This window comes from Halalkalibacter flavus, from assembly GCF_036663575.1.
In the GTDB taxonomy this organism is placed as follows: domain Bacteria; phylum Bacillota; class Bacilli; order Bacillales; family Bacillaceae_D; genus Halalkalibacter; species Halalkalibacter flavus.
Genome location: NZ_JAWRVK010000001.1, coordinates 69,720 through 85,168 on the forward strand (window position 1 = coordinate 69,720; position 15,449 = coordinate 85,168).

12 protein-coding genes and 1 pseudogene are annotated in these 15,449 nt (G+C 33.0%); all 13 read right to left on the reverse strand.

The annotated features are described in order from the left end of the window. Nucleotides 1–625: 625 nt before the first annotated feature. Nucleotides 626–963, reverse strand: a pseudogene (locus tag SAY88_RS00285) (3-hydroxyacyl-CoA dehydrogenase NAD-binding domain-containing protein); the annotation flags it as partial. A gap of 479 nt (nt 964–1,442) precedes the next feature. Next, complete coding sequence (locus SAY88_RS00290; RefSeq protein ID WP_332628459.1) at nt 1,443–2,471, reverse strand: GDP-mannose 4,6-dehydratase; 1,029 nt, start codon at nt 2,469–2,471, stop codon at nt 1,443–1,445. Beyond that, nucleotides 2,446–3,822: a UDP-glucose dehydrogenase family protein gene (locus SAY88_RS00295; protein WP_332628461.1), complete on the reverse strand. Its 1,377-nt coding sequence runs from the start codon at nt 3,820–3,822 to the stop codon at nt 2,446–2,448. Before SAY88_RS00295 ends, SAY88_RS00290 begins: the two co-directional genes overlap by 26 nt. 480 nt (nt 3,823–4,302) lie before the next feature. Further along, on the reverse strand, nt 4,303–5,778 hold the full coding sequence (locus SAY88_RS00300) for an oligosaccharide flippase family protein (RefSeq protein ID WP_332628462.1): 1,476 nt from the start codon (nt 5,776–5,778) through the stop codon (nt 4,303–4,305). Between the two features lie 120 nt (nt 5,779–5,898). Next, a complete protein-coding gene (locus SAY88_RS00305; protein ID WP_332628463.1) occupies nt 5,899–7,104 on the reverse strand; it encodes a polysaccharide pyruvyl transferase family protein in 1,206 nt (401 codons plus the stop codon). A 115-nt stretch (nt 7,105–7,219) separates the two neighbouring features. Continuing rightward, complete coding sequence (locus SAY88_RS00310) at nt 7,220–8,104, reverse strand: glycosyltransferase family 2 protein (protein ID WP_332628464.1); 885 nt, start codon at nt 8,102–8,104, stop codon at nt 7,220–7,222. A 34-nt stretch (nt 8,105–8,138) separates the two neighbouring features. After that, on the reverse strand, nt 8,139–9,197 hold the full coding sequence (locus tag SAY88_RS00315) for an EpsG family protein (protein WP_332628465.1): 1,059 nt from the start codon (nt 9,195–9,197) through the stop codon (nt 8,139–8,141). A gap of 57 nt (nt 9,198–9,254) precedes the next feature. Further along, entirely contained in the window at nt 9,255–10,340 is a 1,086-nt protein-coding gene (locus SAY88_RS00320) for a glycosyltransferase family 4 protein (protein WP_332628466.1), read from the reverse strand. A 139-nt stretch (nt 10,341–10,479) separates the two neighbouring features. After that, nucleotides 10,480–11,295: a glycosyltransferase gene (locus SAY88_RS00325; protein WP_332628467.1), complete on the reverse strand. Its 816-nt coding sequence runs from the start codon at nt 11,293–11,295 to the stop codon at nt 10,480–10,482. 40 nt (nt 11,296–11,335) lie between these two features. Next, on the reverse strand, nt 11,336–12,193 hold the full coding sequence (locus SAY88_RS00330) for an NAD-dependent epimerase/dehydratase family protein (protein WP_332628468.1): 858 nt from the start codon (nt 12,191–12,193) through the stop codon (nt 11,336–11,338). 2 nt (nt 12,194–12,195) lie between these two features. Further along, nucleotides 12,196–12,819, reverse strand: coding sequence for a sugar transferase (locus SAY88_RS00335; RefSeq protein WP_332628469.1), 624 nt, complete (start codon nt 12,817–12,819; stop codon nt 12,196–12,198). A gap of 4 nt (nt 12,820–12,823) precedes the next feature. Beyond that, complete coding sequence (locus SAY88_RS00340) at nt 12,824–13,360, reverse strand: acetyltransferase (protein WP_332628470.1); 537 nt, start codon at nt 13,358–13,360, stop codon at nt 12,824–12,826. A 242-nt stretch (nt 13,361–13,602) separates the two neighbouring features. Next, a complete protein-coding gene (locus SAY88_RS00345) occupies nt 13,603–15,423 on the reverse strand; it encodes a polysaccharide biosynthesis protein (protein ID WP_332628471.1) in 1,821 nt (606 codons plus the stop codon). Between the last annotated feature and the right edge of the window lie 26 nt (nt 15,424–15,449).

The following is a 15,449-nucleotide window of genomic DNA, read 5'->3' on the forward strand; positions in this document are numbered from 1 at the left end:
CTTAATTAAAATTAATCTTGTTTAAAAAAGTATAAAAAACGTCCAAACAATTATGACGCTACTTGCATAACTTAATTATAATTCGGAGCATACTACTCTATTGATAGACTTACAAACACTTAATCTGGTTATTTAAATGGAAAAATGTAGTTATATTATATTACATCACGATAAATTCAGATCGGAAAGCAAGAGAACCGTCCCCGTGCTTCTTCTTTCCAGAAAAAGGATGAACACTCACATTCAATACGTTTCCTCCAATTATTGGATTTCATCCCCAAAATTCTCGACAAAATTCGGGTGGTGCCAGGCACGCATTATCATATGGTATTCAAATGCCTAGAAAGGGGTGCTTCTTGTGCTCTTCTACACATAGTCATGCTCCATTGGTCAATGATCCAGTATATAGATCATCCGATTGTCAACAAACAAGCCACTTAACTCCCTCTAAACAAATATATCTATACATGTATATGTATTAAAAGGTGTCAGTTAGTTAGGAAGCACGAGAACCGTCCCCATGCTTCCTCATGGGGATTCCTCCTGATTTTTAATTTATTTAATGTGTAACCTATAAATATACATAAAAAACGTCCCTATCGAACTAAGAACGTTTACCTTCTAGCCTATCGACATTTTTCGAGGAGTGACAGGAACCTTTAATCATGTAAGAAAGGTTAGCAGAACCATCTGGCTGTTCTGGAGTACCTACACCGATAAAAATGGCATCCGCATCTTTGTAGGCTGATTTGTAATCAGTTGAATAATCGATTCTTCCAGAAGATAGTTTTTCTGCATTAACTCTTCTAATCCTGCTTCATAGATTGGAGAAACTCCCGATTTCATTAATTTCACTTTTTCTTTATCGATATCTACGCAGGCTACTTGATGGCCAACTTCAGCAAAACAAATTCCTGCTACTAAGCCGACATAGCCTGTTCCTGCTACTGCTATTTTGTACATGTTTACCCCTCGATTTTTTACTTAATTAAAATTAATCTTGTTTAAAAAAGTATAAAAAACGTCCAAACAATTATGACGCTACTTGCATAACTTAATTATAATTCGGAGCATACTACTCTATTGATAGACTTACAAACACTTAATCTGGTTATTTAAATGGAAAAATGTAGTTATATTATATTACATCACGATAAATTCAGATCGGAAAGCAAGAGAACCGTCCCCGTGCTTCTTTAGTTCCTCCTACTTTTTCCTTTATGTATTAGCTGAACATTAATCTTCTACTAAACAGATTCTCTGTCAATTACCTTCCAAAACATTTTATAACAAAATCAACGCTACTCAAAGGACTTACCTTTTCCCACAGAAAAATGTTTAACGCATTACCGCGTTAAAGTACACAGTCAAATAAATATAGCCGCCAAACTATAAAGCTCAACGGCTAACCAAATTAAAAACTCAAAATTCCTAAGCAATCCTTACTGCTTCTTATAATACTCCACATACCAATCAGCAAACTTCTGTAACCCATCCTCAATCGATGTCTTCGGCTTAAACCCAACAGCCTCTTGCAATTGATCCGTGGAAGCATACGTAGCCGGTACATCGCCTGGCTTAATTGGCTCAAAGTCCTTTTTAAATACTACTTCTTTACCAGTAGCCTTACTTAAACACTTCTCTAACGTTTCAATAAAGGCCATCAACTTCTCCGGATTGTTATTTCCAATGTTAAAGACTTTATGAGAAACAGGTTCAGCCTCTGGCGGTTTACCAATGAGTCGCTCAATTCCAATGACAATATCATCTACATAAGTGAAGTCACGATAAAGGTCATTTTCAAAGTCACCATTATTAAAGATCTTTATAGATTCATCCGCAAAATACTTATCGGTAAAACCGAAATATGCCATATCTGGTCTTCCCATAGGTCCGTAAACAGTAAAGAAACGAAGTCCAGTAGCAGGAATCTTATAAAGATGACTATACGTATGAGCCATTAACTCATTTGATTTCTTCGTAGAAGCATAAAGAGATACTGGGTTGTCCACAAAATCGGTTTCCTCAAAAGGAACCTTCTTATTTGCTCCATATACCGAACTAGATGAAGCATAGACAAGATGATCAACCGGATAGTATCGACAAGCTTCCAGGATGTTATAGAACCCAATAATATTACTTTGAATATAAACATCTGGATTCTCAATAGAATAACGCACTCCCGCTTGAGCCGCTAAATTCACAACAACATTCGGCTTGTTCTCTTCAAAGATCCTAGTAACTAACTCTTTATCTGAAATATCCCCTTTAATAAAGGTAAAGTTCTCAAAAGGCTTTAGTTGATCTAAGCGAGTATGTTTCAAATTGACATCATAATAATCATTAACATTATCTACACCAATGACTGTACAGCCTTGTTCTAATAGTTTCTTAGATAAAAAGTAACCAATGAAACCTGCTGCCCCTGTAATTAGGTACTTTTTATTAGGATCCAATGCTTTGTAATCCATTACTCTTCGACTCCTTTACAGCTTCTCTACTAGCTGGCTTTCGGCCAATAGAATGATACTCCACTCCTGCTTCTTGCATGTCAGCCACCTTGTAGATATTTCTTCCATCATACACTAAAGGAGTTCTCATCAATGCCTTATAAGCTTCAGGTGTAACTGCCTTCACTTCACCCCACTCAGTAAAGATAAAACAAACATTCGCATCTTTTAAAGCTTCTTCTACATTACTAACATACGTAATGCTTCCTTTACCATTTTTACCTTCTGGATGCACTTTTGCAAAATTGTCAGCACCTACAGGGTCAAACGCATAGATATCAGCCCCTTGTTCTAATAACAATGGAACGTTCTCAAGAGAAGCTGCTTCACGAAGATCATCCGTTCCAGGTTTAAAAGTCAATCCTAAAACAGCTACCTTTAGACCACTAAATGTGATAAGTCTTTGTCTAGCTTTTTTATATAACATTGTCTTTTGTTCCTGGTTTACATCAATCGCTGCTTTAACGGTTTTCAGTTCATAACCGTTCTGCCTTGCAATATTTTCTAATGCTTTTGTATCTTTAGGGAAGCATGATCCACCATATCCAATTCCAGCATTTAAGAATTTACTTCCAATACGCTCGTCATAGCTCATTCCTTTTGCTACATCTTGAATATCAGCACCAACTAGTTCACAAAGGTTGGCGATGTCATTCATATAAGAGATTTTCAAAGCTAAAAAGTCATTTGAAGCATACTTAATCATTTCTGCTGATCGTCTGTTTACAGAGACAATGGGAAGGTGGAAAGGCTCATATAGCCCCATAAGAATATCTTCAGCCCATTTGCTTTCAGTCCCAATTACAACTCGTTCCGCATATAGCGTATCATGTACGGCTGATCCTTGTGCTAGAAACTCTGGGTTTGATGCCACTTCTACTCTTACATCATTAACCAAAAAGTCTTGAATAAACTGTTCTACTTTGTCATTTGTTCCAACCGGTACTGTTGATTTAACGACGACTAAACAATCTTTTTCTACTGATTCAGCAATTTGTCTAGCTACCGTTGCAATGTATGAAAGGTTAGCAGAACCATCTGGCTGCTCTGGAGTTCCTACCCCAATAAAGATTGCATCGGCGTCTTTGTAAGCTGATTTGTAATCAGTCGTATAATCGATTCTTCTAGCATCATAGTTTTTCTGCATTAATTCTTCTAAATCTGCTTCGTAAATTGGTGAATTGCCTTGTTTCATCTTGTTTACTTTATTTTCATCTATATCGACACAAGTTACTTGATGCCCCACTTCTGCAAAACATACGCCAGCTACTAGGCCGACATAGCCAGTTCCTGCTACTGCTATTTTGTACATATTATCTCCTACCTTTTTTTATGCTATTTTTTATATTAACCATTTCAAAAAGCTTTTTAAAAACTCTACTTTTATTTTTATTACCATGTTACGGAAAAGACTGTTGGCCAACAATTAGTCTACTTCTATACCAGAAATTTTTCCTTATTGCAAACCAAATAGAAATTGTCTAATAACAAGTACTATTAAGCCTTAGGACGAGTTCTATTTAAAGTATTAGGATATTAATTTAGAGATCATTCCAAGAAGCATAAGAAGAAGGAATTTTTAATCTAAATTTAGAATATAGAACACAAAAACTTTAAAACTTCCTTCTTGCTAGGGTATTCAAAAATTTACAATTAATATCAGAATTAAATATGTCTCTTCCATATTAATCTTTTACACTACTCTTAAAGTTGTAAAATCCGAGAAAAAACTTCCAAATGCCCCATATAAGAACCGTCCCTGATCTTCTGCAAGTTTTACGCTCCTTAGAAATTATGAAGCTTTTTTCAGTTTTCTTTTTAAGAAAACCTTTACTAAAGCACTAGTATTTTTTCTATCAATAAGCAACTGAATTGCAATATAGCTAATTGCCCCAAATAGGACAGAAATAAATAATTGTATTAGATAATCACTATCCTTTAAAATAGTAAGTTGCATAACTAATATAATTAATGTCATTAAAGTAGTAGATAAGAATATTTTTTTTAGTTTAACAATATAAGATAAAAAGCCATATTCTAATCCTTTACTTACAAAAAATTGTAACAATGTAGTTTTAAGAATAATATAAAATGAATATAACATTAAAATTACATTAAGCCCTATATCGCCAAATAAATATAATAAAATTATATATATAATTGTTGTGACTATATCTATAGATAATACCAAGCCAGGTCGATTAATAGCATATAGTAATGAAGTCGCTATATTAGCTGTTAAGACTAAGAATATCATTACAATTGAAAGAACTCGTATAACCCCAACACTTCCGATCCACTCATCTCCAAAGAAAATAGGTATAAATAAATGGGCTGTAAGAGATATCCCTAAAAAAACTGGAAATGAAATCATGGCTACAAAATAAGAAACTCTATTATATACCTCTCTCATTTTGGCAATGTCTTTTTTAATTTTCGAAAATACTGGAAGTAATACTTGTCCAAATGTATTAGTTATCAAAATACGCAGCTGAAGTATTAAATTTTTACCAAAAAAGTAAACACCTAAAACCTCAGGAGCAAGCATACCTCCTATTATGATTTCATCAATACGATGGCTTACTTCTGTCAATATTTTTTTTAAAGATATAGACACTCCGAAGTTTAAGAAAGGGAACGCATCTTTAATATTAAAGTGTAGTAATATTTTCATCTCTGTTTTCTTCAGAGCAAAGATTACTAATAGAATGGTATTTAATATTGTTGCAACAATTGTTCCGTATACATACCCTAATATCCCATATCCAAGTAAAATCAAAACGATTGTTACAGCCATATCAGTACATACCCTAACAATTTGTATTAATGAATATTCCTTAAACAATAGATTTTTTTGTAAACAAACTCTAAATATACTACTTGATCCATTAAGCACAATAGTAATAATAATTAATTGTATTATAGTTTCAAGTTCAACTAGACCGTAATATGATTCGATATAAGGAGCTGTAACAAATAGAATACTAGCAATAATAATTGAAATAATAATACTAAAATAAAACAGTGTTGAAAGTTGAGATGAGTTTACTTCATCCTTTTGTATAACTGCTTCTCCAATGCCTAAATTATTTAATAATACAGACAATGTAACAAATAAACTTATTATCGCTATATACGCAAAATCTTGAGGAAGTAATAATACGGCTAATACCACTTGATATAAAGGATAACTAAATGAGTTGAAGATTGTATTTAATGTAGTCCACTTAATTCCCTTGACCGTTTTACTTTTTAATGATTTCTCCAAATATATCACTTCTTACTTTCATTATAATTTAGAATAAAACGTTACTAATCAAAATATAAAAAATTATAAAAAGACAAAGGGAGGAATTTTTAAATTATCCCCCCCCCCGTAAAAATTATATTACTTTTTAATCACATCAAATACATTATGGTTTTGTAATTTTATTAATGAATCTTTTATAACATTAGACTCACTCTGATGTTGCATCAGCATCTTGTCTAAAGCGCGCTCTACTTTATCCGCTTGTAAATCTCCTCTAACATCAAAAATGTAATCTTCCTGCTTAAATGCTTTCAACAATTCATGATATTTAGTTGCCCACCCCAAAGCAATACACGGTATAGAATTTTTATAAGCATGCACTATTGAGTGAAATCTTGATCCTATAATAAAATCGAACCTTTGAACTAATTTGTCAAATTCAAAGCAACTCATATCTTCTCCATACATAATCACTTTATTATTAGTTTTAAACCTTTCTTTTATCATCTTACAAGCTTCAATATCCTCAAAAGAATGACGAATAAGATAAACGTTTTTCCCAGATCCAATCAATTTATTAATGATGTTATCGTATAAAGCCATAACTTGACTTGTATTTCCATGCTTAAAATTTTTCATATTTGGGACAATAGCTACCCCTTCCACCTCATCAAAGTTCTTTAATATAGGAACTGAATTATATACATTAGTTAAATCAACTCCCTTATTTAATAGAACTAAGTCAAATGACTTTTTTATATTTTTTAAGGAATACTGCTTTTCTAATAGCTCAAACCCCTCTTGTTCTCTAGCATAAACGACTTCGGGATACTTCATATTTTGCTTCATAAGAGAATTTATCAATACTTTACCTACTCCGCTATAGGAAAAAGGGCCAAATGATTGAGGCATAAGGTACATTTTTATATTATATTTCTTCGCAAGCATAATTCTAGAAAGATAACCAAATGATCTACCAGCCCCAAACTGAGAAGATAAGGCATACCCACTTATATCTATAATTGCGTCTGTATTTTTCAATATGCTTCTTAGTTTAGTTAACATTGGTTCATAATTCTTTTTGTCCTTTTTGTTTCCTTTAGCGTTCCAAAGAAGTTTATATAAACCTCCTAATAACTCTAGATTAATACCTGTATTAAAAGGTAATATTTCAAATTTATATTGACCCTTCTCATCCTCTGATCGCTCATAGTCTGCACTAGAAAGAAGAATAACTTTTTTATTAGGAAACCTCTTTTTAACTTCATCTACTGCAACAAAAGTCATAGATTGTGCACCTTTATTGAATAATTCCCCGCCTGTTATTAAAACATATTTGTCCACTATTATTTTCCTCTCTCTTTAACTACTCTATTTAATATTATTAGTACTGAAGTTAGTTTATTAATATATTGAATCCTGTGTATATTAAAAGTTTGATATTAAACTTTTATCATTATTATTTCCTTATTGATGTCAAAATAATTTTGTTTATTGATAGAAAATACCTAATGTCTAATAAAGGTAAAATTGAGACACCTAAAAGATGCTTAAAAACTAAATCCCATCGACTTTCTATAAGAGCAAAAGCAAAGATCCTTGCACTAGAACAACATTTTAGTTTCAATGAAACATCTTTTTGCTTACGAATATATTTATTATCAAATTTCAAATTCCCTTGTAGGCGCTTCTTTGTATTAAGGGTTATTCTATCTTCATTGGAAAATCTGTACCTTACTAAACATTCATTAACAAAATCTACATTATTTTTCTTTGCTATCCTTATACATAAGTCCAAATCCTGTCGTGCTTCTAGAACTTCATCTAAGCCCTCAACTTCCAATAACTCATTTCTTCTAATTGCAATTGTACTGAATGTACCAATATAGTTCTTGTATAGAAGATCATTATAAATATATCCTCTTTTTTGAGGATAAAACCTTCTAATTTCTTCATTATTTTCAAAGTCGAATTTTGAGTATCCACTATATAATATTGCTACGTCATCTTCTAACCTAAGTATCTTTTGATATTGGAGTTCTAACTTATTTGGTAGCCAATAATCATCATCATCTAAAAAAGCTACCCATTTTCCCATAGCATTATAGATACCTGTATTGCGTGCCCCTCCTCCACCTTTACTTCTTGCATTCATAAATAGCTTTACTCTATTATCTGAATAACCTGAAATAACTTTTTTTGTATCATCCGTTGAATAATCATCTACTACTATAATTTCATAATCATTAAAAGATTGGTTTAGTACACTATCAATAGCTTCTTTTAACAAATTTGAACGATTATAGGTAGGAATTACAACACTAAAAAATGGAATTCCACTCAATATTTTCAACCTCCTGTCACTTTGATGTAACATTTTAATTACTATATATCCATTGATAAGGGAACGTGCCGTGGCTTCCAATATAGAAATAGATATACCACCAATGAATAACTATATAACATAGTAAACCCCAACTAAAAAATAATTCTCTTTTTTTGTTTAGAAGCCTTATATAATACGGAATTAGAATGATGAGTACTATCTCAAAGTTCCAAGATACTCTACCAATATAGTCAGCACCAATAAAGCTAGTAAATTTCAACAAAAGACTCAACATATAAATTGAAAAATATATTGTAAATTTACTGTTAAATTTATCTTTTTTAAATAAATAAACTCCAAAAGCAATAAAAGGAAGACTCCTAACTATAAAACCTAAACCAGCATTAGTGTTTTCATTTTCAAGATATTTGCTGTAATACTCTAAATTCCCACTCGAGTTTAGTATAGGGGAAATAAGATTACCTAAACTAAATATTATAATTAATATCAAAATATATAAAGAATAACGAAATAATTTCCTTTTCTTATTACCAATAATGCCGTAAATAAAATAAATAGGGAGAAATAATAAAGCTGAAATATGGAAACTTGAAGCAAAAATAACAAGAATGATAAATTTCAATAATTTTCTTTCAGTTATAAATCTAATACTATATAAAATAATCGCCATCGTTAAAGCTTGTCTTACAGTATTGAATGACATTTGATAATATAACAGCATAAAAATAAACATTGAGACACCAGTACTGAAGTAATTATTAAAACTTTTTATCGAATAAAAAACGAAGGCCATCATCAATATTGCAGTTATAAAAAAAACAATCTCTATGTTTCCATTTAATTTAGCTACAAGGTAATTTAGAGTGAAATAACCCCATTCCATTCTACTTTCAATTCCATTGTTGATTCGCTCAAAGATTCTTAAATAGGAAAAGTAATCTGTTCCTATACCAAATCTCACTGCAAAGAAAAATGAAGGTAAAATTATCACTACTAAAGTACTTAATACCTTCACAACTTTTGATTTTGTCTTTACGGATAATTCAGCAAAAACCCCTACTATTAATGCTAATACAAAATAAAAAAACATTACTCCACTTCCAAATTAAGGAATTTTTTTCTTCTACGAATTTATTTTTAAATTTTATTATTTAATCAATAAATTATATCGCCGATTGGTCTCTTTAGCTAATGCGTTCCAATCATACTTTCTAGCCAGTATTTTTGCAGCATTACTTTTATCTTCAAACCTCCAATTTTCTGCAAGCAACCTTAACAGACCCATCTTTATTGATTCAACAGTATTATTTGCAACCCACCCTGCATTTGCGCCTTCAATTTCCTCACTCATATTAGTACCTTCGGTAGCAAAACACGGTAATCCGTAAGAGAGTGCCTCAATTAATCCCATTGGGTGCCCTTCAAAACGGGATGTGAGTATAAAAAAGTCTGCTTCCAATTGAATTTTCTCTTTTTCTTTATCAAAAACAGCATCATGAAATGAAATAATGCTCTGAAGGTTCTTTTCCTCCACTGATTTTATTAAATCATCTTTTAAACTATATCTATCTGGTCCATATAATTTTATCAAACATCCCTCTGATAATAATTCTTCACGAATCTGTGAGCAGGCTTCAATTAGTAAATCTAATCCTTTTTGGTAAGGGTCTATTCTACCAATAAAAACTCCTACTTTTTTAGGATCATTATCAAAAATTCTAGTTTCTTTTTTTATTTCAATGCCATTGGGAATAATAATTGCATTTTCATTCCACATTAAACCAGATTCCTTTAACTCATTATTTGTTAGATATTGTATTGCACTTGCTTTCTTAAGAAACTTATTAAAAAATAAAACATTGCCCACAGCTTTTTTTATCCTTTTTTTATACTGTGCCTGGGCTGTTAGAGCGCTTCTAGGTATAACAATATATGGTGTTTCAGCATTCCATACATCATAAACCAATTTGCAAAAAGGGTATTCATAAGCACCTTGAAAAACTACTAAATCAGGTTTGTTAAAAGGGGCAGGAAGAGCTTCGAGTTTTTTCTCTGGATAGTCTTTAAGGTTATAGCAATTTATTCTATCTGTCCATTCATCTTTCTTTACCTCATTGATATTATACCAAAATACATTATCATATTTTGATTGTGCTGCAATTTGGTTCGGAACACTTTGATTTGGACCTTGCCACTTGTGACCTTCCAATTTTGATACATATAATATATTCATGCTAAATCACCTTTAATATAGTAAAAATTTTAACTTCGGATTAACCACTGATAAAATAACTAATTTCTAATAAGCATTAATTAAGTAATAATTAATAAATTAAATATTATCTAGACAGTATATCTTTTGTTGATAGCATCTAAGCCCTCCTAGGGTCTACTCTTTTTAAGAGTCTATTCATAGGCTTTCTAATTTTACTCGGGAGTATCCCCTTTAGAAAAGCAACTGTAATTCCTATATAAGCTAACGGAGATGCCTTAACTCTTCTAATACCATGAAATCCCATCGCGGCTTGTTGAAATTGAACTTTCAGATTGTTTTTCTTATAATACTCATCTGTTGACCTGTAATAAAGTAAAGCTCTGTCTAAATTCTGAAACTTAAGATTTGCTTCCTGACACCGAAACCATAGATCATAATCTTGACGTCGCCTTAAATTTTTATCATAGGAGCCAGCTCTTTTAACCGCTTCTTTTTTAAATAGAACTGAAGGATGGATAAATGGGCAAGTCCAAATTAATTTAGATATCTTCTCATGAGAGGTTGGTACTTTTCTTAATTCAATTTCATTCCCATCTTCGTCAATATCTATTACATAACTTCCGACCACGTCAGTATTAGGGTTGTTTTTTATATAGTCCATTTGCAACGCTAGTCGATCCGTAAAAGCAATATCATCTGCATCCATTCGTGCAATCCAAGGAGCTTGAGCCATATTCACTCCCTCAGCTAAATTGTAACTTAATCCTTTGTTTTCTTTATTTTTAACTAGTTTGATCCGTTCATCCTTTTCCGCATACGTTTCAAGTATCGCAGAACTTCCATCGTTAGACGCATCGTCAATAATAAGGAATTCGAAATTCTCAAATGATTGGGTTAGGATACTCTCAATACTTTCCACTAAATACTTTTTATCGTTATAAACACTCATTAAAACCGTAACTTCTGGATTCATTTTAAGCCCCCTAAAAAGAACACATAGTTTGTAGATAAATTTAATGTTCTGTATGTTTGATACTATCTACAAAACTTTTAACGATATAGTCATCTTTGTAACCACTGATCTCATGGTCATATTTTAAATTTCCAAACAACTTATTGAGGATCTCTACCCTTCCAATAAGAGGTTTTATTAAAGGGTTAAAAACTTTCGTAAGTTTAACCTGCTTCCCGTGCGCTTCACCAATCAATCTCACAAGCTCACTTGTCTTTGTATACTGATTATTTTGTGGGAAAAACAATCCCTCTTCCTTATTATTTATAATAATTCTAATAAATTCACACAAGTTATCAATATGCAACATACTTCTTTCATTTTCAATGTCAGGAAAGAAAGGCACTTTCAACGCAGCCTTTGCTAGTTTAGGGTAGTTTCCTTTAGATCCCTTACCGTAGATCATTGGAGGCCTAATAATAGCAATTTTAAAATTATCATCTACTAATTCATTGATTTTTCTTTCCGCTTGTAACTTACTATTTCCATAGAAATTACTAGGAATGGGGACCGTATTACGGTTAATTACTTTCTCTGTCGTCGAACTCTCTCCATAAACAATGATACTGCTCAAGAAAATAAATTGTTTTACACCTTCTGATTTTGCTTTTTTTGCTAACTCTATAGTCAAGTCACAGTTCACCTTATAGTATAACTCTTCCATCTTAGGATCGCGTGACACATGAGCAATTCCAGCAAGATGTAAAATTGTATCGTATGCTGAGAAATCAGTGTCCTTCCATTCTAAGTCTCTAACACTAATTTTATCTATCATATAATGGTCTTTATACTGGTTGACCCATTCTTCAAATTGGTTCCCAATGTAACTATTTTTTCCGGTAACTAAGATTCTTTTCATTGTTACATGGACTCCCTTGTTTTTTTCTCTTTCTCTTTAGAACCCGTTCCACCTTCAACCACACCATCACTCTTAACCACACTAACAATCGTACCGAAAAAACATCTCATATCCATCTTCAATCCAATTCTTTCGACATATTCACCATCTAACTTAGCCTTCTCTTCTATCGGAAGCTCATCTCTACCATTGATCTGGGCCCACCCTGTTAACCCTGGTGGTACATCATTTGCCCCATATTTATCCCGTTCTTCAATAAGGTCATACTGATTCCATAACGCTGGCCTCGGACCAATAATACTCATCTGACCAACAAAGATATTCCAGATTTGAGGCAATTCATCTAATGATGTTTTCCTAAGAAACTTACCTACCTTTGTAATAAACTGGTCTGGATTTTTCAAAAGATGGGTTGGAGTATCTTTTGGTGTATCTATTCTCATAGTACGAAACTTTAGGATGTTGAAGTGAGTTTTGTTAATACCCACTCGTTTTTGTTTGAATAACACCGGACCTTTTGATTCTAATTTAATTGCTAAAATAAGTATTAAGTAAATAGGAGATAAAACTACCATCCCAATTAGTGAAAGTACAATATCTATTAATCTTTTAAATTTAAAATACATTGTTTCACACTCCAACTTCTAATTTATGTTCTTCTAATTCCCTTTTATTTGTAAACACCATTCCGGCCTCAACCTTTTTAAGGTTTTCTACTATACAACCAGCTTTAATAATTGCACCCGAATTAATATGTGAGTATTCACTAATCAAACTGTCATGATCCACTAATGCACCAATACTAATAATGCATCCATTCTCAATTATTGCATTCGTATTGATTACAGCCTTTGCGCATATAACTGAACCAATCCCAACTTTCGCCAGTGGGCTTTTATATGACGTAGGATGAATCAACACAGGAAGTTTGAAACCTGCTGCAATCAATCTACTACTCCAAACTTTTCTCTGTTCATTGTTTCCAATAGCTACAAAGGCATATGAGTATTCATTAATATATTCATTAAAGTTATCACATTTACCAATTGCTAAACTTGAATTATCATCTAAAAAATCTATCTTTTCGAATTGGTTCATTGCACTTGCTATATCTTGAACTACTTGCCCATGTCCCCCTGCGCCAATGATAAGAAGGTTGTTATTCATTACTTAGACTCCATTCCATCATGTTATGCCTCTTTAAAGTTATAAGAATTAAGTCATTTCGTTTTAACTTTTTTGATACAATCAGTTGTAATGCTTAGTTGTTTAATACTTAACTGGATTATTTATTAACTACCAATGAACTACTAATCTACTAAACACTTTTTTATTAAATCGAGTAATTTTCAAAAGAAAAAGGGGCTTAACTTATTGCCCCTTTTTTAAATACCCTATTATTATATCGTTTATTTGATTCCAGTTAAAACCCTTAACTCATCCACCCTAAAGTTGGCTATATCCAATAACTCTGATCTTAATTGCTCACGATCCTGGTCCTCAAACCTCTCCACCAAATCATAAGTCACATTAATATTAACCTCAGGTGTCTTACCTCTGTAAATCTTCGGATAAACCTGCTCACTATGCACTTCATCCGCACCAAGCAACTCCTCAAACATCTTCTCCCCAGGTCTCATCCCAGAGAACACAATCGGAATCTCATCTTCCGTATAACCCGACAACTTAATAAGGTTCCGAGCCAAATCAACAATCTTCACCGGCTCACCCATATCAAGCACAAACACTTCTCCACCTTCAGCAAGTGCCCCAGCTTGTAATACTAATCGAGAAGCCTCAGGTATGGTCATAAAATAACGAACCATATCCGGATGGGTTACCGTCAGCGGTCCACCATTTTGAATTTGCTGCTTAAACAAAGGAATGACACTCCCACGACTACCAAGTACATTCCCAAAGCGAACAGCTACGAATCTAGTATCACTAATCATATCCATATGCTGGACAACCATCTCAGCAATTCGCTTTGTCGCTCCCATGACACTTGTTGGGTTAACTGCCTTATCCGTTGAAACCATCACAAATGTATTTACTTTAGCTTCACTTGCTGCTTCAGCAACATTTCTTGTTCCAATCACATTGTTCTTAACTGCTTCTTCCGGATTACGCTCCATCAATGGAACGTGCTTATGAGCAGCAGCATGATAAACAACATGTGGTTTTCTCTTCGCCATAATCGAAAACATTTTATCTCGGTCTTGTACATCGGCAATTTCAGTTGAGATATTTAACTCAGGTACCGTTCTTCGTAATTCCATTTCAATCGAATAAATACTGTTTTCACCATGTCCTAGTAAAACGAGCTCTTTTGGTTCAAAAATGGATAGCTGACGGCAAATCTCTGATCCAATTGACCCGCCTGCTCCCGTAACAAGTACGGTCTTTCCTTTTACATACTTCTCAATACCGGCAACATCGAGTTCAACAGGCTCACGTCCTAGTAAATCCTCAACTTCTACATCACGGAATTGGTTAACGGAAACTTTTCCAGACATAATATCCTCAATACGAGGGAGAATTTGTGTTTTTGCTTTTGTTTTTGAACATTCTTCAAAAATGGTGTTTAATTCTTTTCTACTTAGGGAAGGGATAGCTATAATGATATGTTCAATCTTTAATCTTTCTACTGTGGATACAATTTCTTGGAACCCACCGACAACGGGTAGATTTAATACTTCTAAATGTTGCTTATTTATATCATCGTCAATAAACGCAACGGGAGTTAAGTCAGATTCTTGGCTTTGCTGAAGCTGTCTAGCCACCATTGTACCTGCTGCGCCGGCACCGATAATCAATGTATTGTTTTTCCCTTTTGCTGGTTGAATATAGTGGTCTCGATATAATCTCCAAGAAAAACGCGAACCACCAATAAAAAGAATATGCATCATCCACGTAATCGCTAGTGTTCGTAGAGCGATATCTTGGAAGAAGATGAGTTGGACAGCTCCCGTTACAACCACTGAGAACGTCACAGCTTTACAGATTCCAGTTAGCTCTGACATACTCGCATATTGCCAAACTTTTTTATAAAGCTTGTACTTAGCTGCAAATAGATGATGGCTAATAAGTAATGTAATCGCACTAACAAATAGGACGACCGTAAAAGGATTTTCTAGCGGAAGTAATAAGAAATGACTAATAAAGATTGCGGTTAGCACAATAACTGAATCGACCATCATCAAAGCAGCTATTCGTTTTCGATATGACATGTAATGTTCCCCTTTCTATAAAAAAA

Bases quoted from the DNA above. Each gene is read 5' to 3' on its own strand.
- SAY88_RS00290 (WP_332628459.1), bottom strand. From the start codon at position 2,471: ATGGATTACAAAGCATTGGATCCTAATAAAAAGTACCTAATTACAGGG.
- SAY88_RS00345 (WP_332628471.1), bottom strand. From the start codon at position 15,423: ATGTCATATCGAAAACGAATAGCTGCTTTGATGATGGTCGATTCAGTT.
- SAY88_RS00340 (WP_332628470.1), bottom strand. From the start codon at position 13,360: ATGAATAACAACCTTCTTATCATTGGCGCAGGGGGACATGGGCAAGTA.
- SAY88_RS00315 (WP_332628465.1), bottom strand. From the start codon at position 9,197: ATGTTTTTTTATTTTGTATTAGCATTAATAGTAGGGGTTTTTGCTGAA.
- SAY88_RS00325 (WP_332628467.1), bottom strand. From the start codon at position 11,295: ATGAATCCAGAAGTTACGGTTTTAATGAGTGTTTATAACGATAAAAAG.
- SAY88_RS00320 (WP_332628466.1), bottom strand. From the start codon at position 10,340: ATGAATATATTATATGTATCAAAATTGGAAGGTCACAAGTGGCAAGGT.
- SAY88_RS00295 (WP_332628461.1), bottom strand. From the start codon at position 3,822: ATGTACAAAATAGCAGTAGCAGGAACTGGCTATGTCGGCCTAGTAGCT.
- SAY88_RS00330 (WP_332628468.1), bottom strand. From the start codon at position 12,193: ATGAAAAGAATCTTAGTTACCGGAAAAAATAGTTACATTGGGAACCAA.
- SAY88_RS00335 (WP_332628469.1), bottom strand. From the start codon at position 12,819: ATGTATTTTAAATTTAAAAGATTAATAGATATTGTACTTTCACTAATT.